Source organism: Bradyrhizobium sp. R2.2-H (assembly GCF_004346455.1).
Classification (GTDB): Bacteria; Pseudomonadota; Alphaproteobacteria; order Rhizobiales; family Xanthobacteraceae; genus Bradyrhizobium; species Bradyrhizobium diversitatis.
Window position 1 is genome coordinate 17,444 of the sequence record NZ_SMBR01000004.1, and the last position, 18,318, is coordinate 35,761.

Consider the following 18,318-nt stretch of genomic DNA (forward strand, 5'->3'; position numbering starts at 1 on the left):
AATGGCGTACTATTGTCTCGGAATGCAGGCGCATCAAGGGAGACGGGACTATACTTCTCGCGCTCGGCATTGGCAGTTCCTCTCAAAGCCGTTGATGTATCGAGAGTTGAAGAGGTAGTTTCCGGCCCGAAATGGATGAGCCGGGATCCGGAGCTCCGCTTCGCGCCGGCAAGACAAACAAGAAGCCTTTCGTTCTCGAATTTGTTCTTGTTCGCTCGGGGATACGAATCGAAGAGGCTTGGCATGGTTACGTTCGTTCTCGTGCACGGCACCTTTGCTAAATCGGCTGATTGGCCCGCTCTGGAATGTGGTCTCAACCAAGTCGCGCACGCAAACGGCCAAAACGCGACAATAGAGCAGGTTACATGGACGGGGCACAATCGGGCCATCGCGCGTCAAGCTGCTGCATCAGAAATTTCCAACCTGGTTATCGGCATCCGCTCTAGGGCCCCGAACGAACGAATTTTCCTGGTCGGTCATAGCCACGGCGGCAGCGCTATCGCCTATTTCCTCAAGAACTATCGAAGCCCGGCAACAGCGGTAGATGGGTGCGCTTTCTTATCGACGCCGTTCGTGGCGATCAGGCGGAGAAATGAAGCGATTCCTATATTGATGGTACTGACCTTCTTTCAGGCCCTTGCTTTCGGAACGCTATGGCACCTCATCAACAAACCCAGTGTGGACCTCGGGGCTAAATCTCCTTTCGCTCTCTACATGGACATGCCGGCAGTCTGGTGGTGGGGCATGTTTGCGTTCGCCGCAGTTATGCTGATTGTAGGATTTCTTATTAGCGAGGCAAACAGCTCGGTTGATCGCGTCATTGAACAGCAAACTGCCGATCTTCCATCAGGAAGGTACCTATTTTTGCGATGCTCAGGAGACGAAGCCGCCGCGGCTCTGTCAGCCGCTCAATTTGCAGCTTGGTTGGGCATGAAAGTTTCGCGCGTCATGGCGCGCTTAATGCGTCCCGCATTTTCAGGGCGGCCTAGCATCCGGGCAGTCTTTGTGGCCCTCTTTGCCTCGATTTTGTCGGGCGTGACTGGCTTCACCGTCCGTTTCCTTCCGGATTGGTTAGATTTGGGGTTTGCGGGTTTTCGAGAGTTTTTCGCAATGATGCTTTCTGAAGGAAGGGTCATTCAGGCACTTGTCGTTACTTTCGTCATCACGGCCGCGATCTGTTTACCCGTCTTATTTTTAATAGGCGTGTTAGCCTCGCTCACAATTCTCATGGTTCAATCAATGACGACTCGCGCGTTTGGATGGACAGGCTTTCTGACTGGCTTTTTGGTAGAGCTTGCCATTGAGCCGCTTCCTTTCGGGAACCATTCGATGACGCACATTGATTGGCGCGCAGGGACCGGCACATTAGAGGGCATCGTACATAGCTGGACATATGCGCATCCAGCCGCCATAGAGCAGCTGCAGGAATGGATTCGATCGACATTGCGACCTGACGCTGCTTAAATTGTGTCGTTACGCATCGCGGTAATCAATCGGAGGGGTTAAGCGACGCTGAGAGGCGGGCATTTGCGTGGGTGCTTGTCTTGGTTGGCGATCTCTGTACGCACCCCACTGGGGGCCTGGGTTAGGCCTTTACTGTGCAAGGACGATCGTCGCGCTCCGGCCGCCTCGACTCGGCTGACACTGATGCTCTCGCGAGAATGCGCTTTTCCAAGCCGCGGCGAACGTGATCCGGCAGCCTCGAGGATGAAAGGGCGACCAAGCTTCGCCACGAAAGCCGGGAGGTAATTTCCTCCCGATCGCCGTAGCAACGGGCGACGCGCATCAATTCGGAGATTTCGGAAGCCTCGAGATCGCAACGGGCACGCGCCAGCTCGCCGAACTTCCGGTTGTTCGGGGTCTTGTCCCTGATCGCCGCCAGCTCGCGGCCCAATGCCACCTTGGCCATGATCGCGGGAATGCGGGCTTGGGACATTGGGACCTTGGGCGGCGGGGCAGTCTCCGGCGCCGGTGCTTCCGTGAATAGCTTGGCAAGCCGGCTTTCGATCGCTACGGCAAGATAGGTGCCGAGCGACTCCTCGCGGAAGATTTCGAGGCCGCGCATTGTCTCGACAATCTGGAGAAGGGAAATCCCGTCGAAGGCGGCAATCCAGGCGATGCCCTTCTCCGGCCATTCGGGCCGGCGTGTCATGACCCGCGAAACGGCACTGATCACGGGCTCGATCAGGGCGAGCCCGTTTCCTTCCGACTCGATGATGGTCCTGATGACCAACGTGGCGTGCTCCTCGCCGTGATACCGGATCACCTTCTGGAGCCGCTCCAGAGCATCAGGCGAGACTGCTGGGGTCTCCAAGGCGACTAGGAGCCGCCTTGCTGCTTCTAGTGCGGCTCCCCACTCTACAAGCGGCAGGGACTGAATAAAGGCTCTGGTTTCGGGGTCGCCAACTGAAGCGACCTTCTTGCGGCTTCCCTTTGATGGCATTCAACTCACGCCAGTTCGGAGCAGTTCTCTTGCCGCCCGCACCAATGCCGATATCTCCCTGCGACGGGCAATCGCCTCGGCAGAGTACCGTCCATGCTTGAAATTGTGCTTGTTGCCCTTTGGGGCGCCAGGTGATGGTCCACCATGCATCCGGCAACGACCGTTAGGCATCGCGAGCGACTGGCAGGGCTTCCCGCTCCGGGTCTTCGCTCCGCATCGCATGGGGTTGTTCCTCCAATTTCGCGAGCCCCCCGGCCCCCTGACCTTCCACGACCCCAACTACCGCCTGTCCGCCCGCGTGCACGTGCACATGCTCGACTGTGACTTTCTGCTGGCCTTTGCCTCGGTGTCGGTTGAGGGCTTCAAGAAGGGTGGCGAATGTGCGGGAGAGCTTGTTGGCTTGCGTGAGGGCTTCGGAGCGCCCTGCAAAGGGTTGCTCAGGCAACATCGCCCTCCGGTGGCATTCCATCGTCGCGTTATGAGTGCCGATGATTTGAGCCATCAGCATGCCCTCGAACTCGTCCTGGGGCTTCATGCAGAGCATGCCCACTAGGACGCCTTCCTCGCGTTTGACGTCGGTCCCTGGGTGGCCGCTCTTCCAGAGGGTCGATATTGCTTGGTTGACGACTATCTCGTTCCAGCTGTCTGCCTTCGATCCACCGATAGGCCTAAGGGCGCCTCTAAGCGCCTTGTGTAGGTCCAGAAGCAACGTCCTTGGCACGGCTGCAAGAGGATCATCCCGGTCTTCGTTCGGCTCGGACCTGACTGGCGGTGCCGCCCTGGTGGCACCCGTTTGGCGCGCGCGAGCGGTCTTTGGTCTAACCGTCCCTCCCTTAGGCATCCGCGGCGGACGAGTGCGGCTCGACTTGCTCATATGGCAGCCCTTAAACACCGAGCCGGTCAGCGAGTGCCAGGATGAGCGCCCGGTTCTGCTGGTCGGGCGTGTATTGAGCCCACTGCGACGCCGCGCTGTTGATCTTCCGGGCTTTGCTTTCGAGCGCGGTGGCGATCTGAGACATTTCGGCCGTGGCGGCGTCATATGCTTCGACCGTCTCCGACGAGGCTTTAACGATTTCCGGGAGGGGCATCGGCTCGAGCAAACCCAGATCGAAACCAAGGATCTGATGCGCGCGCTTGTGTTCGGCGATGCGCTCTTGTCCCGCCTCGATCTGCTGCCAAGCCTTCACGGCTCGCTGATGCTCCCGGTTCAGCTGGGCGGTTGCATCGTTGAGCGGCTGAGCGGCCTTGGACCGCGCCTCTTCCGCTTCCCGTTTGGCGTCGAGCTGACGGAGCCGGAGCAGGCTGTTGTGATCGTAGCCGCCGACTTCGAGGCTGTTGCCGTAGTGCTTGCGCAAGCGCCCGACCAAGGCTTCATATTCAACGCGTTGGGGGTTGGCGTACATGGTTTAGTTCCTCGTTCCGTTGACTGCCGTTCTTGCGATCATGGTGATGGCCGCGCCGATGTTATCGCCCTCGACTCCGGCCAACAGCGCATAGAGATTGACCCGCATCATGTCCGGCGCCCATTTCCGACATGCGATTGCGTCGGCCATCTCGCGCTCATGGGTCCGCTCCTGTTCGAGCGTGCCACCGCTGGCTGCCATCTCTTCATTCGTGAGCGCGGGTGCCGGTATGCCGACCTGAGCCACATTGAGTAGGGCATCCAAGAAGCCATACTCGATGGGCCCCAGGCTGCCGTACATGGCCATCACAATGTGCGGCAGGAGCATTCCGACACCTTGTCGGACTGATACTCGCACAGCCTCGTAGAAGTGTCCCCGACCGATGCGGTAATCTTGGCCAGCATCTCCGGTCCGTTCTGGCATCCAATAGTGGAGGGCCGGCAGTGGCGCGCCGGGCGTCCTCACGTCCTTCACAAACGAAGGCAGGTCCCCCATTTGAAGTTTAGGCTGAGAATTGGAGCAGACGACTGTCATGCGCTCTCTTCTGTTTTACCTGATCTGCATTGTACTGTTTGTCGGATGCATGTGGGGTCTGAAAGTCTTCCTCACCGAAGTCAGCGCAGATTTCCGAGACGGTTTTGCGATCGGGGTCTTCGTCACTGTCGTGCTTGGCTATTCAGCCGAGAAGCTCGGCTACAAGGAACCTCGCTACTGACGCGCCTCCTCAGGTCGATTGATCTGCATCAGTCGGTTGGCGACCGGCGGGGCCAGGACCTGAGAGCGCGTGAGCGCATTTTCGATCATCTGAGGACGAAGCATCACCCGACCGGCGCCGCGAGCGGCCAGGGCCGTTGCGAGCATGCCGCCGACGCCTAGTCCGATATCCGAAACCGGATTGAACTCGCCCTGATAAGCCGCGCCGGTGCCGAGCGCAGCGCCGGCAAGCGCGGGTGCACCGTGCACAAAGGCGTCCAGCACTTTGGTCCCGAGCGGCGTGCCCGAGTCGGGCGGCTGCTTCATGAACCGCTGGCCGATGCGCGCGATGTCGGCGATGTCCCCACCGCTGCCATAGGCGAAATTCGGATTGGCCTTCCGCACTTCGTTCAAGAGCAGCGTGGGCGAAATGTCACCGGTGGCTGCCTTCTCTGCGAGAGGTTCCACGGTTTTCATGTTGCGATACTGATAGCGCGCCATGTTGTAGCGCTGTGCCATATCGGCCGGCGCCGACCGCTCCAGCGCATCTTGCAATGCCGTCCGGATCTGGCCGGCATAATATCGCACGTTCGGATCGGTCGCCTTCTGCAGGCGATTGAGCGGTGCGCCCTTCTTGAGCATCGAGTTGAACGTTTTCCCGTCGAACTCGCCGTTTTTCACCAGGTTGGAGATCTCGGTGATGCGGTTCGCGATCGGCGCCATCTGTTGCGGCTCGAGCACACTGCTTGCATCGTTGAGCACCGAGCTCAGCCGTCCGGCCAGGGGTCGGTCAAAGCGGACCGTCGTGCCGCGCTCAATCGCGTCAAACTCACTGCCTATCCGGCGCTTGGCCGCCGCCATCACGTCCGGGGTGATACGCGTGGCGTTCTCGCCGAACGTCTGCGCAACGGCGCGGTTGAACCCAATCCGCTGCTCGTCAATCGCCTTGCCCATGCCGGAGCCGGGAATCTTCGGCACCATTTGATCCATCTTCTGCACGAATGGCGAGGTGCTGACCTGGGAAGGTCTGACAGGAATGCCGAGCGCTTCCGCGCGCTGCAGGAGATAGTTGGTCGCGCGATCCGCCGCCGGTGCCATGACCCTGTTTACGCCTGCGCCAATCACACGGGCGACGAAGGGCGAGAGGCCTCCGATCGTAGCTCCGATGCCGGCGCCAGCGCGGGCTTCATTTAGATCACCACCACTCCTCGCCGCAGCGTCTGCACCCCCGATCACAGCGCCGCTTGTCGCCCCGGCAACACCGCGTTGCCAGAGCTGACCGGTTAGCCCCAATGCACGGGCGCCCAGCGCAGTCGCCGCCAGGGGAGCTGTTGCAGCCGTACCGCCTGCGAATTGCTGGATACCGGCCGCAACCGGATGCTCCTCCGCGTACTTGTCGGCGCCAATCTTGATGCGCCGTTCGTTCTCCGCCATGCGTTCGCCGAACGTCGGGGCGCCCGACATGCCAGGCGTGGACGTGAAGGGCTGAGCCGCAGCATTCAGCGCGGCGGCTGCCTTGTCGGCATAAGCACCGAGCACGGGGACGCCACGCAACAGCTGCACGCCTTCGGCGCGGCCTTGGCCGATATCAATCGGCTCCTCGCCCGGCTTCGCCTTCGGCTCAGTGAGCCATTTGCTTTCGAAGTCTTTGGGGTCCAGAACGCGAGTGCCGGTTACGTCCGCCGGTGCTTTCGCGCCTCCCGTACCCCAAATTTCATCAAACGATTTGCTGTCTAGCGTTGGCATTAGCGTGGCGCCCTAATCAGACCCTGCTCGGCCGCATCTTGCACGTTCAGCTGGAATAGCTCGCGCTTGCCCTTCGGGAGGCTTTCGATGACAGCCCTGCGCTGCGCCGGTGTCATCATGTCGAAACCGTAGGCGCGAGGGTCCGCCGTCATATTCCATTTCGAGGCGAACTTGCCGAACTCGCTCTCCGGCAATCCGGACTGTTCGAACGCCGCGAGCTGCGCCTGCTTCATGCGACGAAGGGCGAGCGCCGATTTGGCAACATCGACCGCCGCAGCGTTGGAGATGTTCACCGAGGGATTGCCGGCAAAGGCCGCAGCCAACTTATCGTTGGTGCCAGAGCTGCCGTTCTGGTTGACGAAATCCGTCAGATATTTTTTCGCCTTGTCGAATGCCGCAACGTCGTCCTTGAGACCCTTGAAGTCGGCACCCGGGATGTTCGAAAGCACAAACGACTTGAGGTGATTGATCGATTCCGTGCCGGGGCCGGTGCCCTTGGGGCCAAGCTTCTCCAGAGCCGGAATAGCCTGCTCTAGCGGAAAAACCTCTTGCTGGTAGTTCATGGCCCGTTGCCGCGCGCTGACCAATGCACCGCCGGAGCCTTCGCCGGCCGCTCGCTTCGCTTCCGCTTCACCAGGGGGAGGTGCGGCCATGACACCCGCGGGCGGCGCCGCGGGCGAGGCTGCATAGGGGGATCTGGGCTGAGCCGGTGGCCGCTGCACCACCGGTGCGCCGTTGCGCTCCCTGATGGGTTGCCGCGATGGCCCCGAGGATGACGGGGCTGGGCCATAGTTGCCAAGCAGGTTTGTAGGCGCTCCAGCCGGGCCCTGAATGGGCGGATTGCCGGTGCCGCCGACGTAGGTTTGCGACAGATCCGGATTGACCTGACGAGTCTCCGGAGAAAGCGTGTTCGGGATATAACCAATATCGCGCGGGGGAGCGCCGCCATAGGCTGGCGTCTGCTCGAGTTTGATTCCGCCACCGATAGGGATGCCCTGTACCTCGCCAATGTAGGCACGGCCGCGCTGGAGCGCGTCGAGCGTCTGCGAGTGTACGTTGCGAATTGCCTGCGCCTGCTGCCTGGGATCGGTGGGGAATTGCTGCATGAACTGGACGGCATGCTGTGCGCTCATGGCATCGCCCTTAGTGAGGCGGCCGAGCGTGTCCCAGAGCTTCTTGGTGACGTCGGTTTTACCGAGATCAGGATCGCTGAGTAGGCCGGCCGCAGCATTGTTGATTGTTCCAAACCGCTCAGTGGCAAGCTTGATGTTGTTCAATTCAATTTCCTGCCGCGCCCGCTGGGTCGCCAGGAGCCTGTTCTGAAATTCGAAGGGGTCGGCATTCATGGCCTCCCTGTAAAGTGACGTATCAATCTCAGCCATTGTGAGTCCTCGTCTGGTCGTGAATGCTATGGCCAAGCGGTTCCGTTTGGCGTGAACACGACGTCTGTTGCAGAGGCCGCAGTCATATTCCCGCTGGCGCCGGACTGGTTATTGGTGACGAGATTTGTGCAGCCGTTGACGGCCATCGGCGGGCTGATCATGAAATTACCGATGGTGTTGCTGCCCGTAAGGGTGAACATTCCGACGCAATCGACGCCGCCGATAACGGAGCGCGCCCGCACCATTCCGCCGGCAACCCCGCCGGCAATATCGATCTGAACCGGCTGCAGGACTTGTTCGGCATGCACGCCGACCATGTCAACGAAACCGCCGTTAATCACCATGCCAAAGGCACGAGGGCCACCGAAGCCGGCCGAGTATCCGGAGACGTTCAGATTTTTGACGATGACCTGCGTTGAACCATAGTTGATGTAGACCTGAGCGCCAGCCGCGCCGCCGCAGTTCGCATCTGACTTGCCGCCCTTGAACTCGACACTGTCCAACAGAATGTAGGTCGCGCCGCCATAGCCGGTTTCATAGGTCGCGCCGCGCCCGCATCCGCCCGGATAGATCGCCATGCGGCGCATGCCGGACTCGTGCTGGGCGTTGTTGGTGTAGACGACGGAACGGGAAGAGGTGCCGTTGGTGCCGACGACGTTGAAGATTTGGAAATCCTCCAGCAGTGTTCCGAAGCAGGCAAGATGGGTGTACTTGTCGCAGAGCTCCCACTGGTTCACGCCGACAGAGAACGTGTCGCAGAACTTGATCACGGTGCTGTAGTTACCCTGCCCCTTCACCTTTACGCCGTAAGGCGAGACCAGCGCATCTGTGCCGCTGCATCCGACCATCGCTGTGCCCTTCGTGAGCAGCACCTGTCCGCCGAGTGCGCCGCCAAGATCGCTTGAGGTTGCGGTCTTATACCCTGCGAAGCTCAAGGCGTTCTGAAGCGTGGTGAAGTTGTCTGTGGCGGTACCGTCCGTGCCGTCCCAATCAAATTTGACGCCCATTGCACGGGCATCAAGGCCAGCGGCCGGGAAGGTGATCTGCCACTTGTTGCCGCCAGCGTCGGTGAATGAGCCGGTGGGAGTGGTGACGGTATCGATGGTGTACTGGATTGGCCCGGTGCATCCAGGAACACCGCTGCTGGTGCCAATAAGATCGCCGGCCGCGTAGCCGACGGCGGACTGATTTCCAAGAACAACCTGCACCACGACATTGCCGGCCACGCCCACTATAGCGATCGCGCCGCGACCGGAGCCCCCATCAAGAGTAACGCCGTAGTGGGTGCCGTTGGTGCAGCCAGATGTACCGTTGGCGGTGATCGTGCCGGTCAGAACACGCGTGTCAATGAAGTCGCCGGCGATCTTCTGGAATGTCGCGCCGCCGCCATCGCCTGCAGTCGCATACCCCAACGTCTGAACCGAACTGAAGGCCGAAAGGTCCTGTGTTTCCGCGAATGTGCGCGACGACAGCACGTTGCTGGAAAGCGTCGAGCCCGTGACCCCGAGGCTGCCTGCCTGCGCCGAGATCGCACCGCTGGCGCCATCGATTGAACTGACGCCGGTCGCGGTGGAGGCGCCCACCGCCTGTGCCGTCCATTTCGACGATCCATCCGACACCAGGATATAGGCGCCATTGGCCGAGTTGATCGTGACGCTGGTGCCGCCGTTGATCGTGTCGCTGCCCGCGCGCGCGATGATTAGTGTGTTGGAGCCCGTCACAGTGCCTTGGAAGTCAGCGACAAGGATGGTCTGGCCGGGATTGACGGCATTTGCCGCCGGCAGCGTCCACGTCCGCGATGCCGTGAAGGCCGCATTGGTGCCCACGACGCGGTCGGTGGCCGCGATGCTGTAGATGGAGTCGCCGTGCCCGGTGAAACTGTCAATGTTGAGCAGCGCGCTCGAACGGGCCGCGGCGGGGGCAACATCCGTCGGGACGGCGGAGCCACCCGTCGCGTTGCCCTTGACCGTGTTGGCGGCCATCGTCGCCATCTTAGCGTTGGTGACGGCGTTCGCGGCGATTGAGGTGCTGTAACTGCCGCCGGGCGTCGTCACGTCACCGGTCAGGGTCCCAAGGTTGGCCGCCTGAAGCGTCCCGCTGAGCAGCGTGGTCGGCAAGGTGCCTGCGCCGGAAGCCGTGCCGGCGAAAGTCGGGCTCGTGATGGTCGCCCCGGTGGACATCACGACGTCACCGGTGCCCGTAATGGCGTACTCTGCAACCTTGCCCGCGTTGTTGTAGAGGATGCGCGAGCTCGTCCCGCTGGCGATGTTCGTGATGCCAATGGTGATCGTGTCGGGGGCCGTGCCGCAGTCCTGGAGCAGCCCGGTCGTGCCGTTGAAGCAGGCCAGATTGCCGGAGACGACCGGCGCCGTCGGCATGATCGAGTTGATGAGATCGTTCTGGAAGGCGCGCATCCCGGCCGGCGTGATCTGGCCTGCGGTGTTGTCGGGAAACGTTGTGCTGACTTCTGCCGACAATTCCGCCTTGGTCTTTTGCGCATGCGCCGGTGCGGCCAGAAGAAATGCACAGAGCGCACTAAGGCCAATTTTGAATGAAGAGGCAGACATGTCAGCGCCCCCGCTCGAAGGCAGGGGCGAAAGAGGCGTCGAATGCGCCCCCCGAATTATCCCCTTTCAGGAGGGCGACAGCGCCGATGACGATGAGAGCACCTAGCGCAAGTGCGCGGGCCAAATTTCCGACCATAAAACCGAGCTTCCGAACGCCCTTGCGGGCTCGGCTCCATGCAGTGGAGTCGCTGGAAAGACGGTTTTGCGCCGATGTCTCGAAAGGCGGGGCTGATGCCGGGGAGCCCACCCGGAACGCTCTCAAAGGCGAGCGCAAGCCGGTTAGTCGATTGACAGTCCTTTGGACCGCGCCAGGTTTCTAAACTTTCCTTCGTCGAGGCCGAGCAAGCCCCGCATGGTCTCCGCGACCGATCGCCAGCTCTCGCTTTGGGCTTTTAGGTCGGAGACCTTCTTCCGCGCGGCTTTAAGCTCGCGCTTTAGGCCCAAGATCGCATCAATGTCGCTCATGGGGTGAGCCTCACAGCCCAATTCACAATGGAAGCGGGAAGGACATTGGAGAATGGGATGCTGGCGCCGCCCTGCGCCGCACCTGTGAACGTCGGGTTGACCGTCACCGTCGGGGATACCGTCGTGGGCAACGTGGACGGGCCATTGCTGATATTGGAGACAATGGTGGCCGCAGAGCCGCCGTCTGCGGTGCCGAAGGTCACAGAGAACGCCGTCTGACCGCCGCTGAGCGTGCCCGATGGCGTGTATGCCGGCAGGTTCGGTGTGACCAGAGAAGAGACCAGCGAGCCCCCGGCCACGCCAAGTCCCTGCGCATCAGGGAAGACGGAGAATCGCGTCGAGACACCCGATTGCGTCCCGGTCGCATTTGCCGAAAGCGTAATGGTCGTACCAGAAATAGCCGTGATCGTCGTGCCAGGAGCAACGTTGGAGTTGCCAGAGATCGTCATTCCGATGGCGAGGTTGACCGCGGACCCGACCATGGCGGAAGTGGAGGACGCTGTCGTGGTGAGCGTCGTGGTCAACTGGGACACGTTGCCGGCAACGCCTCCCATGTTGTCGCGTGCCACCAGCGTCTTGCCGCGCAAATCCGGCAGGTTAAACGTGGTCGATCCATCGCCGTTGCCATAGGCGAAGACGGTCACCGTTCCGGTTCGCGTCGCCGTGGCATTGGCCGAGAGCGTGCAGGCCGTGGAGGTGCAGTTCTGGATGGTCGTGCCGGCCTGGATGCCGACCGATTCAATGGCCTGCCCGCGGGCAAATTGCGTCGTGTCGGAAAGGCCGGTGATGGTGGGGCTGCCGGACGACAGCGACGCCGTCTGAGCGGACGTGATCGCAGTCATTAGGCTGGCGTAGGTCGTGCGGCTAACGGCTTGGCCGTAGGCGAAGGCATAGCCCGTCGGCGCCGTGAAGCCGAAAACTGGCAGCGCTGACCCAACCGGGACGCCAGACGTGTTCGGCCACGTGACCGGAGATAGAATATGGAAGATCCCGGCGGTCGCGTCATAGATGATGGACACCGCGTTGGTTGCGACCAATTCACCGCCCGTCAGCGGCTCTGGCCCGGTCGACGAGTCCCGCATGATCTGGACCGCGCCAAACCCGGATGGATTGATCGTCGCCGCGCCAGTGTTCGTGTTGGTGCTGATGAAATTGATGACCTGACCGTCGGCGCCGGAGAAGGCGGCAGCCGTCACCGTGATGGCGTTCGGCGTGCCAGCGCTGGCGCCGGCATAGATCGTGGTCGAGGAATCGGTGCTGGCGGTGAGCTGGTCCCAGACCTGATCGCCGGCCGGGGAGCACGGCAGGCCTGGATTCGGGCCGGCCTTCTTGACCACCTGCCGATAGGTGCCGGTGCCGTAGATGATCGCGCGGCCCGCGGCGTCGAGCTGCACCGGGTTGGTGTTGGCGACGGTCTGGCCCGAGCTTGTGTATGTCGCTTTTGGCGATGTCGTGCCGGGGACATAGAAATACGCGCAACCGGCCGCCAAGGGATGGCCGTTCTCATCCAGAAACGTGGTTTCGCCCGGCGGAAGAATCGTCCCGGCAGAAGCCGGCCCGCCAAACCCAATAGCCGCGGCCAGTGCGACTGCTGCGGGCGCAATAAGCTTCCGTGTCATGCCGCGCCACGCTCGCCGATTTCGATGCCATCGGCGCGCAACCGCTCAACGGTCGCGGCGCGGACATAGTCGGAATGCGTCTGCACGCGCTTGCCGGCGGCCCGCTTGATGGCGTCGGCCAGGGGCGTAGTCAGACGCAGATTCATCATCTCGCTGAAACGAGTCTTGCCGTCCTGCATGCTCCACCTTTTTGGGGAAGTCAGTTTGTCGTCGGGATCTCGATTGCCATGCGGTCGAGTATTTGCGGGGAGGCAAATTGCCTCCCCCATGGCGTCCGCTTCGTCGCCTCGCGGTCTCCGGCAGCAGACTTGCGCGCCTGCTAGGCGACTCCACCGGGAGCACGGAACCACTCAGCTAGTGGTCAAAGCCCTGGGCGTTACTTCCAGGCTCCACGCGCGGCGCATCGCGTGCGCCATGATTTGAATTTACATCAGACTTACGGCCAATGTCAGTTACCGTTTCGGAAACTTCGCAGGCCCACTTTTCGCGGATTTGCTTCACAGCGGCTTTGACGCCCTTTCCGTATGCGTCGTTGGTCTGCCAATTCTCGAGCTTTCTAACCACGAACTCGATCGCGCGCCGTGCCGCGTCCGCGCGTTCGAGCTCGATCAGCCGGCCATGGTCGGGTGGGAAATCCATTAGATATTACTCGTGGCGTCAAACGGCATGGTTGTTCCTGCTGGCAATCCGCACCGCGGCTCGCTCCAACTGATCGCCCACCCGATCAGGGGCGCGCCGTCTTCTCCGTACTGACAGGGATCGTTTGGCAGGTTGAATGTTGAGCGACCATCTCCCGGGAGAGCATTCGGGCCAAGAGCCTCAAACAGCGCCTTAAACTCGGTGCGAGATACTTCGGCGCCATTGCAGAGTAACCACCCCCCAAGATCCTGTTCCTTCTTGATGGCCCTGAATCCCCCGAAAATCAGCGGCGAAGTGATGCCAGAGGGCAGAAACACAGGCCGAGCTTGTGCGAACGCCACCCTTGGAAGCGCGCAACAAAAGACGGCACCTAGCAGAATCCGCCGACGGCTAAAGCTTGTGTTCATGTGAGTCCTGTTTCGGTTGGAAGTCATGCCATCACCCGACCATTGGTCCGGCCGAGCGCGGCGAGCTTGTCGGCCAGCTCGTTCATCGCGTCGCCGTTGTGACCGCGGACCCACTGCCAAGTGATCGAACGGACCGCGGCGAGCGCGTCCAGCTTCCGCCAGCGATCGGCGTTCGGTATGTCGAGGCCGTTCTTTTTGAAGCCGCGAGCCTTCCAACTGTGGCGCCACTTCGTCATGCCGAGGATCAAATACTGTGCGTCACCGACGACGGTTGCCCGGCATCCCTCGGGGATGACCGATAGCGCCAGGATTGCCGCCTCCAGCTCCGCGGCGTTGTTCGTTCCGCGCCAGCCGCCGCCATACAGCTCCACCCGAACTCGTTCGGCCAGGATGACAGCGCCTGCTCCAACGATGCCGGGATTTTTCGGTGCCGCCGAACCATCGCAGTAAATGACGGCCTCAACCACGCCAGAAAGGGCCTCGCGCGCTTTGGCAAGATCGCCAGTGCGAAGGGCGTACTTAGGGGCGAGCGCACCAGCGGGCACCGGCGGCCGTTCTATTGGCGTTCTGATGGGGGGCAGTTTCGGCTTGGCCGGCTTGGCCTGTTTCAAAGAAGGCAGGACACCATGCGGGAAAAGATTGTTGGCATCGCGTCCGAACGGGTCTCGGCCCAGTCGGGCGTACCATGGCGTAAGAACTGCCCGGCGCTTATCCCAATTCATGCGGCGGCTCATGTCCGAGCCTCCGCCATGGCCAATCCTACCTTCCCGAAATAATCAACTGTTCCCTCCGCTTGCTCGGGATGGCGAAGGCCGTCAGGCCGCGGCCTCTTGGGGCCGGCGCGAAGCGCATCTCGCAAGCTACAGACGCTCGATGGCACCGATTCGTGCGCATTACTATATGAAGAGAAAACACCGCACGAATTAGTGCCATCCTCCGCAGCCTTCCGTCGAAACCAAGTCCGACGCGATATCCCCTGGGCCTCCCATGGGCGCGTTCGGTTCAAGCTCTCTGTATGAGACTTTGCGCCTCGGGCTTTACGACGCTGACTCTCCCGCTGCTTGTGTCTCGCCTTTTGAATGGCCGAGCGTTGACGTTTATTCAGCCCGACGGCGCCAATTGTGCGCACCTTGAGGCTTTCGCGCTCAACGAAAGTAAGTCCAATGCGCCAGGCCAACTCGTCAGCCGATTGCCACTGCGCCTCGGCAGAGGCAACAACAATGGCATCAATGTCATTGTAGGCCCACGGGGCGCGAGCGCGGATGTAGCCCGTCAACTTGGTGACAGGATCTCCTCCTTTGGAGAGATGGTGAGCCTCAGCAATGACTTGGAGAGCCTGCCTGCCCTCCACGCCCTCCGGGATGAATTTCCCAAACCGATGCCGGAAGACCCTCTCCAACTCCCAAACCCGCAGGTTAGCTGCCGGGGGGCGTTTTCCCTGGCGTTTGGCGCGGGCATCTGAATTGTAGCGCACAGCAATTAGCCTGTGCTGTGCCTCCTGCGAAAGAGCTCGGACGACAGAAGACGTCATTGAACGCCTCCTAGCCAAGCACGAAGGCTTGACGCTTGTAGTTCGCGGTTGAAATTCCGCGGAAACGTGATACTCAACATTTGCTTACTTTCTCTTTGGCCCGGCGGCGTTGCGAGCGCTTAGCCGGGCTTTTCGTGTTCTGAATGCTTCCTGATCAAGCAGCATGCAGTGAGTTGACCGCCGGCTGAGCCTTCAACCAAGCCACTGCGGAGGCTTCTGGAATCAGAGTCCGCCTCCCGACCTTGACCGCGTGCAGTCGGCCAGACGAAATCTCCTCATAGGCGGTGGTCTTGCCGACGCCGTACGAGGCGCAAAACTCAGTGATGCTGAAGGCTGCTTTGGACATTAGATGCTCCGTCATAGCGCGCCCGAACTCATGCGGGCGTAGACGGAGAATACGACAGCACGGATTGAATGCACCGAAGGCATAACCGCCTTACGCCTTCAGTTCGCGCCGAGGGTTTCGCCGAGATACGCCAAGGCCTCTTCGACCTTTCTGGTGCTAACCGAAAATCGCTCGGCAACTTCGTGGATCGCATCGTCTCTCGTTTGTGCTGAATTACTCTGCCTGGCAGCTGTGACGGCGACTGCAAGTTCAAGTCTTCGAAGATTCTGGATCATGCCCCCGCCCCGCTGGCGGCCGGTGATGACGATACGGCGCTCTATTGGCGCGAGGTCAAATGATGAATAAGGAGGAACCTCCCCCTCAGGGTCGATCAGCGCTGCAAGTAGGCTGCGAACGATGCCGTCTACGGGGTTGGATGATCGGAGCAAACGCGCCAACGCCTTGCGCGCGACGAACTCTTGGTTGCCTCTCAGATAACGCTTCTTGGGGAGGCCGTCCTTGCCAACGTCGTGCACGCCGCCAAGCAGGCCGATCGATAGCTTCAGATCGTCGAGAAACTCGAGATCTAGCTCGACGCCTGATTCACTCGAGTTGTCCTCAACTGGAAACAGCCCCGCCCAATCAGGCTCGTCCTCATTAGAGGCAGAAGGGACCTGTCCATCTATCGCTTGCCGCACAAGCACCTCCGCAGGCGCATCCGCAATGTGGTCACCGCGGCAGGCCGGTGCGGTACCGGCCGTTCGAGCCGTCGCCCTAGCCGCAGCGATTTGTATAGCTACTGCCGCACCTGGATGGGTCCAGCATATTGCAGAGCATACGAAGCAACTTGGTCCACAATGACATGTACGGGGCCTGACTGGGCTAACGCTTTGTCCGGCACGGCATTGCGCATGGCGATGACCGTTAGAGAAACGGCAATAATTGTAAGGACGGCCTTTGTGTAATTGTCGACCACGAGATACTCCCAAGAATTGAGCAGGTTGCGGGAGAAAAACTCTAGCACAACCAAGGGTTAATTCCCACTCGCGAGCTTACTATCCTCTCCAGATTTGCACGTCTGGACGACGGAAATTCGCGATAGGACGGGCAAGATGTGCGTGTCTAGCCAGGGTCGGACGCGATCTCAGCCACCTGTTGGTGTTGGGTGGCCGCGGTATTCATCTCTTCTCTAAATCTATCCTCGAGTTCCGGGTCGTAACCGAATGCCGCTCGCTCCCAGAACGCGGCTCGCCTCCCCAAGCTGATCGCGCGCCGCAGAAATTTCCGGGCCAAAAAACTCTTCGTCGAGGCGCTGCAGAACTGCCTCATACCGTGCAAGACGAGCGACAGTAGCCCGCAATTCTTCCAGGTCATGGATGCTCTCGGTCTTACGTTTCGGCTCGACAAGCGCCCTGAGCTGGCTGACTTCATCGGCGCGAACCTTGATCCTGGGGTCGCGGTGCCAGACGTCCCGAATGCGGTTCTCGGACCAATTGTCGAGCTTGCGGCTTAGCCTACGAAATATGGCCTTCATCGACTCGCCGGCCTGGCGCTCGCCTGCGACCTTCCGAAGAAGGTCTGCCGCCTCGTCGAGTGAAGTAGCCTGCATCTCCGATGCCTTTTGGGAAAATTCCGATGTCATGTGTGGTTCTCCTGTTGGGGAGAAGCCTCACACGTGTGGCCTACTCACACTCATTGCGGGTCACTCAGTTTGGCGACCGGGCGCGACCCGCGAACTACGATTTCTCCCGGGCGTGCTTGCGCCGCTCTGGAACTGAAGGAGACGAACTTAATGTTGGCGAGGCACCGAGCGAAGCCGACTCCACGCTCTGAGCGAGAAGTCCATCGAGCGGCGGCGATAATCCGTTATCGGGAATGGGATGCCCAGATGAAAGCGCTTCACGGCCCTCTCTACTATCGGGCGATGCAGTTTCCGATTCACTGAACAATGGGATCAAGTCTCGCACGGCCTGCTGGACAGCCAGCCACTTTTTGATTGTCGGGCTAGTGCCGTGCCTCCACCGCGCCCAATTGGACGGCGTGATTCCAGCGGCTCGACAGATGGCGCGGATGGCCACCTTATGGTCGCGAGCGGCTTTCTCGATGGCCGCTAAACTCGCCTGTACATCGATCATAAGCCCTTTTTAGGTCATTACCCTCGGAAGATCAAGCCCTAAAAAGGGCCTGTTTGGAAGCCCTCTCTGCTAATAAAACGGCCTTATGAGCCCGCTTCATGAACTCGGTTTTGATCGCTTCGACGAGATCCGTCTCCCGCCAGACTTGGATGCGGACAGCGTTCGGCGGTGGATCCAGTGGGTCTGTCGCACGCTGGAAATTACACCCACAGCGCTCGCCAAGAGGGCTCAAGCCTCGCCGTCCAACATCAATAGGTTCCTGGCCGGCCAAGACAGCAACGCCAACCTCGGGGCGCGGACCATCGTTAAGCTCTTCTCGGCGGCGACATCACTCAACTTGGAGCGCACTCGATCTACTGATCCCCAGTCTGCCGATCACGTGGATCCGGACGCCTTCTGGCTTTCAAGCGTTCAAGTAGCCGGCATCATCACCGCGGACGATCGCGGCTCCACAATCAATCCACTTAGCGCCCCGTTTCCTCTTACTGTACCGCTTCTTGGGCCTTACCGCCGCCTCACCGTCGCACACCTGATTGATTATGATCACCCAGGCCAAGCCTTCCCTAGAGGCTCGGTGGTAATTGGATGCGAGTTTGACGGCCCGATGATCGCTTCAGGAGACCGCCTCCTGATATCTCGGCAGGACCGCGCAGCAAACCGAACGGAAGTCAGCCTCCGCGAATGCCTCTTCAGCCCGAACGGCGACGCCTGGCTCGCCTCACTGGACCGCAGCAACGACCGGACCCCGGACATGTATTTGGGCAGGGTCAGCGAAGGCTCCGAGATCGCATGGTCACCCCAATTAGGCTGGACCATCGAATATCAAATAGCGGCAACCCTTCGACCCGAAGGCCCAGCCAATAACTCCCTCAAATCAAAGCCCGGCGCAAACGGTGCAAAAAAGGGCTTGAACATAGGTGCAAAATAGGGCTTATTTCCCTCGTCAGCCATAGGAGGTGACCT

21 protein-coding genes are annotated in these 18,318 nt (G+C 60.7%); 3 read left to right on the forward strand and 18 right to left on the reverse strand.

Features of this window, described 5'->3' with window-relative positions:
- Nucleotides 1–243 precede the first annotated feature (243 nt).
- A complete protein-coding gene (locus EDE08_RS10980) occupies nucleotides 244–1,464 on the forward strand; it encodes an esterase/lipase family protein (RefSeq protein ID WP_131869390.1) in 1,221 nt (406 codons plus the stop codon).
- Nucleotides 1,465–1,585: 121 nt separating this feature from the next.
- Here EDE08_RS10980 and EDE08_RS10985 read toward each other — a convergent pair whose 3' ends face one another.
- The 5 genes from EDE08_RS10985 to EDE08_RS11005 form a co-directional block, all read right to left on the reverse strand.
- Nucleotides 1,586–2,443, reverse strand: coding sequence for a hypothetical protein (locus EDE08_RS10985; protein ID WP_131869389.1), 858 nt, complete (start codon nucleotides 2,441–2,443; stop codon nucleotides 1,586–1,588).
- Nucleotides 2,444–2,665, reverse strand: coding sequence for an HGGxSTG domain-containing protein (locus EDE08_RS39635; protein ID WP_131869388.1), 222 nt, complete (start codon nucleotides 2,663–2,665; stop codon nucleotides 2,444–2,446).
- Nucleotides 2,607–2,978, reverse strand: coding sequence for a hypothetical protein (locus EDE08_RS10995; protein WP_245524768.1), 372 nt, complete (start codon nucleotides 2,976–2,978; stop codon nucleotides 2,607–2,609). Before EDE08_RS10995 ends, EDE08_RS39635 begins: the two co-directional genes overlap by 59 nt.
- Before the next feature lie 349 nt (nucleotides 2,979–3,327).
- The gene (locus EDE08_RS11000; protein ID WP_131869387.1) at nucleotides 3,328–3,846 is read right to left on the reverse strand and encodes a hypothetical protein; all 519 of its coding nucleotides are present in this window, start codon (nucleotides 3,844–3,846) and stop codon (nucleotides 3,328–3,330) included.
- Between the two features lie 3 nt (nucleotides 3,847–3,849).
- Nucleotides 3,850–4,173, reverse strand: a complete 324-nt coding sequence (locus tag EDE08_RS11005; protein WP_131869386.1) for a hypothetical protein — start codon at nucleotides 4,171–4,173, stop codon at nucleotides 3,850–3,852.
- A 205-nt stretch (nucleotides 4,174–4,378) separates the two neighbouring features.
- Between EDE08_RS11005 and EDE08_RS11010 the strand changes: the two genes are divergently transcribed.
- Nucleotides 4,379–4,561 carry a hypothetical protein gene (locus EDE08_RS11010; RefSeq protein WP_131869385.1) on the forward strand — a complete coding sequence of 61 codons (183 nt, stop codon included), beginning with the start codon at nucleotides 4,379–4,381 and terminating at the stop codon, nucleotides 4,559–4,561.
- Here EDE08_RS11010 and EDE08_RS11015 read toward each other — a convergent pair.
- The 13 genes from EDE08_RS11015 to EDE08_RS11075 form a co-directional block, all read right to left on the reverse strand.
- The gene (locus tag EDE08_RS11015) at nucleotides 4,555–6,285 is read right to left on the reverse strand and encodes a hypothetical protein (protein WP_131869384.1); all 1,731 of its coding nucleotides are present in this window, start codon (nucleotides 6,283–6,285) and stop codon (nucleotides 4,555–4,557) included. The genes EDE08_RS11010 and EDE08_RS11015 overlap by 7 nt on opposite strands.
- A complete protein-coding gene (locus EDE08_RS11020) occupies nucleotides 6,285–7,667 on the reverse strand; it encodes a hypothetical protein (RefSeq protein ID WP_131869383.1) in 1,383 nt (460 codons plus the stop codon). Before EDE08_RS11020 ends, EDE08_RS11015 begins: the two co-directional genes overlap by 1 nt.
- A gap of 26 nt (nucleotides 7,668–7,693) precedes the next feature.
- Nucleotides 7,694–10,234 (reverse strand): beta strand repeat-containing protein, encoded by a 2,541-nt coding sequence (locus EDE08_RS11025; RefSeq protein WP_131869382.1) that lies wholly within the window; start codon nucleotides 10,232–10,234, stop codon nucleotides 7,694–7,696.
- Nucleotides 10,235–10,513: 279 nt separating this feature from the next.
- Entirely contained in the window at nucleotides 10,514–10,699 is a 186-nt protein-coding gene (locus tag EDE08_RS11030; RefSeq protein ID WP_131869381.1) for a hypothetical protein, read from the reverse strand.
- Nucleotides 10,696–12,318 carry a tail fiber protein gene (locus EDE08_RS11035; RefSeq protein WP_131869380.1) on the reverse strand — a complete coding sequence of 541 codons (1,623 nt, stop codon included), beginning with the start codon at nucleotides 12,316–12,318 and terminating at the stop codon, nucleotides 10,696–10,698. Before EDE08_RS11035 ends, EDE08_RS11030 begins: the two co-directional genes overlap by 4 nt.
- Nucleotides 12,315–12,497, reverse strand: a complete 183-nt coding sequence (locus tag EDE08_RS11040; RefSeq protein WP_131869379.1) for a hypothetical protein — start codon at nucleotides 12,495–12,497, stop codon at nucleotides 12,315–12,317. The genes EDE08_RS11035 and EDE08_RS11040 overlap by 4 nt, the downstream gene beginning before the upstream one ends.
- A 175-nt stretch (nucleotides 12,498–12,672) precedes the next feature.
- Nucleotides 12,673–12,957 (reverse strand): hypothetical protein, encoded by a 285-nt coding sequence (locus EDE08_RS11045; protein WP_131869378.1) that lies wholly within the window; start codon nucleotides 12,955–12,957, stop codon nucleotides 12,673–12,675.
- Nucleotides 12,957–13,391, reverse strand: a complete 435-nt coding sequence (locus tag EDE08_RS39640) for a phage tail protein (RefSeq protein ID WP_131869377.1) — start codon at nucleotides 13,389–13,391, stop codon at nucleotides 12,957–12,959. The genes EDE08_RS11045 and EDE08_RS39640 overlap by 1 nt, the downstream gene beginning before the upstream one ends.
- Nucleotides 13,388–14,098, reverse strand: coding sequence for a ribonuclease H family protein (locus EDE08_RS11055; protein WP_131869376.1), 711 nt, complete (start codon nucleotides 14,096–14,098; stop codon nucleotides 13,388–13,390). The genes EDE08_RS39640 and EDE08_RS11055 overlap by 4 nt, the downstream gene beginning before the upstream one ends.
- A 951-nt stretch (nucleotides 14,099–15,049) precedes the next feature.
- Nucleotides 15,050–15,241, reverse strand: coding sequence for a helix-turn-helix domain-containing protein (locus EDE08_RS11060; protein WP_207912961.1), 192 nt, complete (start codon nucleotides 15,239–15,241; stop codon nucleotides 15,050–15,052).
- 98 nt (nucleotides 15,242–15,339) lie between these two features.
- Nucleotides 15,340–15,918, reverse strand: coding sequence for a hypothetical protein (locus EDE08_RS11065; RefSeq protein WP_131869374.1), 579 nt, complete (start codon nucleotides 15,916–15,918; stop codon nucleotides 15,340–15,342).
- Between the two features lie 98 nt (nucleotides 15,919–16,016).
- Nucleotides 16,017–16,250, reverse strand: coding sequence for a hypothetical protein (locus EDE08_RS11070; RefSeq protein WP_131869373.1), 234 nt, complete (start codon nucleotides 16,248–16,250; stop codon nucleotides 16,017–16,019).
- Between the two features lie 165 nt (nucleotides 16,251–16,415).
- On the reverse strand, nucleotides 16,416–16,862 hold the full coding sequence (locus tag EDE08_RS11075; protein WP_131869372.1) for a hypothetical protein: 447 nt from the start codon (nucleotides 16,860–16,862) through the stop codon (nucleotides 16,416–16,418).
- Nucleotides 16,863–17,440: 578 nt separating this feature from the next.
- Between EDE08_RS11075 and EDE08_RS11080 the strand changes: the two genes are divergently transcribed.
- Complete coding sequence (locus EDE08_RS11080) at nucleotides 17,441–18,283, forward strand: hypothetical protein (protein ID WP_131869371.1); 843 nt, start codon at nucleotides 17,441–17,443, stop codon at nucleotides 18,281–18,283.
- Nucleotides 18,284–18,318 lie beyond the last annotated feature (35 nt).

Coding starts and splice junctions, on each gene's coding strand:
- EDE08_RS10980 (WP_131869390.1), top strand. CDS start 244: ATGGTTACGTTCGTTCTCGTGCACGGCACCTTTGCTAAATCGGCTGAT.
- EDE08_RS10985 (WP_131869389.1), bottom strand. CDS start 2,443: ATGCCATCAAAGGGAAGCCGCAAGAAGGTCGCTTCAGTTGGCGACCCC.
- EDE08_RS39635 (WP_131869388.1), bottom strand. CDS start 2,665: ATGCGATGCGGAGCGAAGACCCGGAGCGGGAAGCCCTGCCAGTCGCTC.
- EDE08_RS10995 (WP_245524768.1), bottom strand. CDS start 2,978: ATGAAGCCCCAGGACGAGTTCGAGGGCATGCTGATGGCTCAAATCATC.
- EDE08_RS11000 (WP_131869387.1), bottom strand. CDS start 3,846: ATGTACGCCAACCCCCAACGCGTTGAATATGAAGCCTTGGTCGGGCGC.
- EDE08_RS11005 (WP_131869386.1), bottom strand. CDS start 4,173: ATGCTCCTGCCGCACATTGTGATGGCCATGTACGGCAGCCTGGGGCCC.
- EDE08_RS11010 (WP_131869385.1), top strand. CDS start 4,379: ATGCGCTCTCTTCTGTTTTACCTGATCTGCATTGTACTGTTTGTCGGA.
- EDE08_RS11015 (WP_131869384.1), bottom strand. CDS start 6,285: ATGCCAACGCTAGACAGCAAATCGTTTGATGAAATTTGGGGTACGGGA.
- EDE08_RS11020 (WP_131869383.1), bottom strand. CDS start 7,667: ATGGCTGAGATTGATACGTCACTTTACAGGGAGGCCATGAATGCCGAC.
- EDE08_RS11025 (WP_131869382.1), bottom strand. CDS start 10,234: ATGTCTGCCTCTTCATTCAAAATTGGCCTTAGTGCGCTCTGTGCATTT.
- EDE08_RS11030 (WP_131869381.1), bottom strand. CDS start 10,699: ATGAGCGACATTGATGCGATCTTGGGCCTAAAGCGCGAGCTTAAAGCC.
- EDE08_RS11035 (WP_131869380.1), bottom strand. CDS start 12,318: ATGACACGGAAGCTTATTGCGCCCGCAGCAGTCGCACTGGCCGCGGCT.
- EDE08_RS11040 (WP_131869379.1), bottom strand. CDS start 12,497: ATGCAGGACGGCAAGACTCGTTTCAGCGAGATGATGAATCTGCGTCTG.
- EDE08_RS11045 (WP_131869378.1), bottom strand. CDS start 12,957: ATGGATTTCCCACCCGACCATGGCCGGCTGATCGAGCTCGAACGCGCG.
- EDE08_RS39640 (WP_131869377.1), bottom strand. CDS start 13,391: ATGACTTCCAACCGAAACAGGACTCACATGAACACAAGCTTTAGCCGT.
- EDE08_RS11055 (WP_131869376.1), bottom strand. CDS start 14,098: ATGAGCCGCCGCATGAATTGGGATAAGCGCCGGGCAGTTCTTACGCCA.
- EDE08_RS11060 (WP_207912961.1), bottom strand. CDS start 15,241: ATGTCCAAAGCAGCCTTCAGCATCACTGAGTTTTGCGCCTCGTACGGC.
- EDE08_RS11075 (WP_131869372.1), bottom strand. CDS start 16,862: ATGACATCGGAATTTTCCCAAAAGGCATCGGAGATGCAGGCTACTTCA.
- EDE08_RS11080 (WP_131869371.1), top strand. CDS start 17,441: ATGAGCCCGCTTCATGAACTCGGTTTTGATCGCTTCGACGAGATCCGT.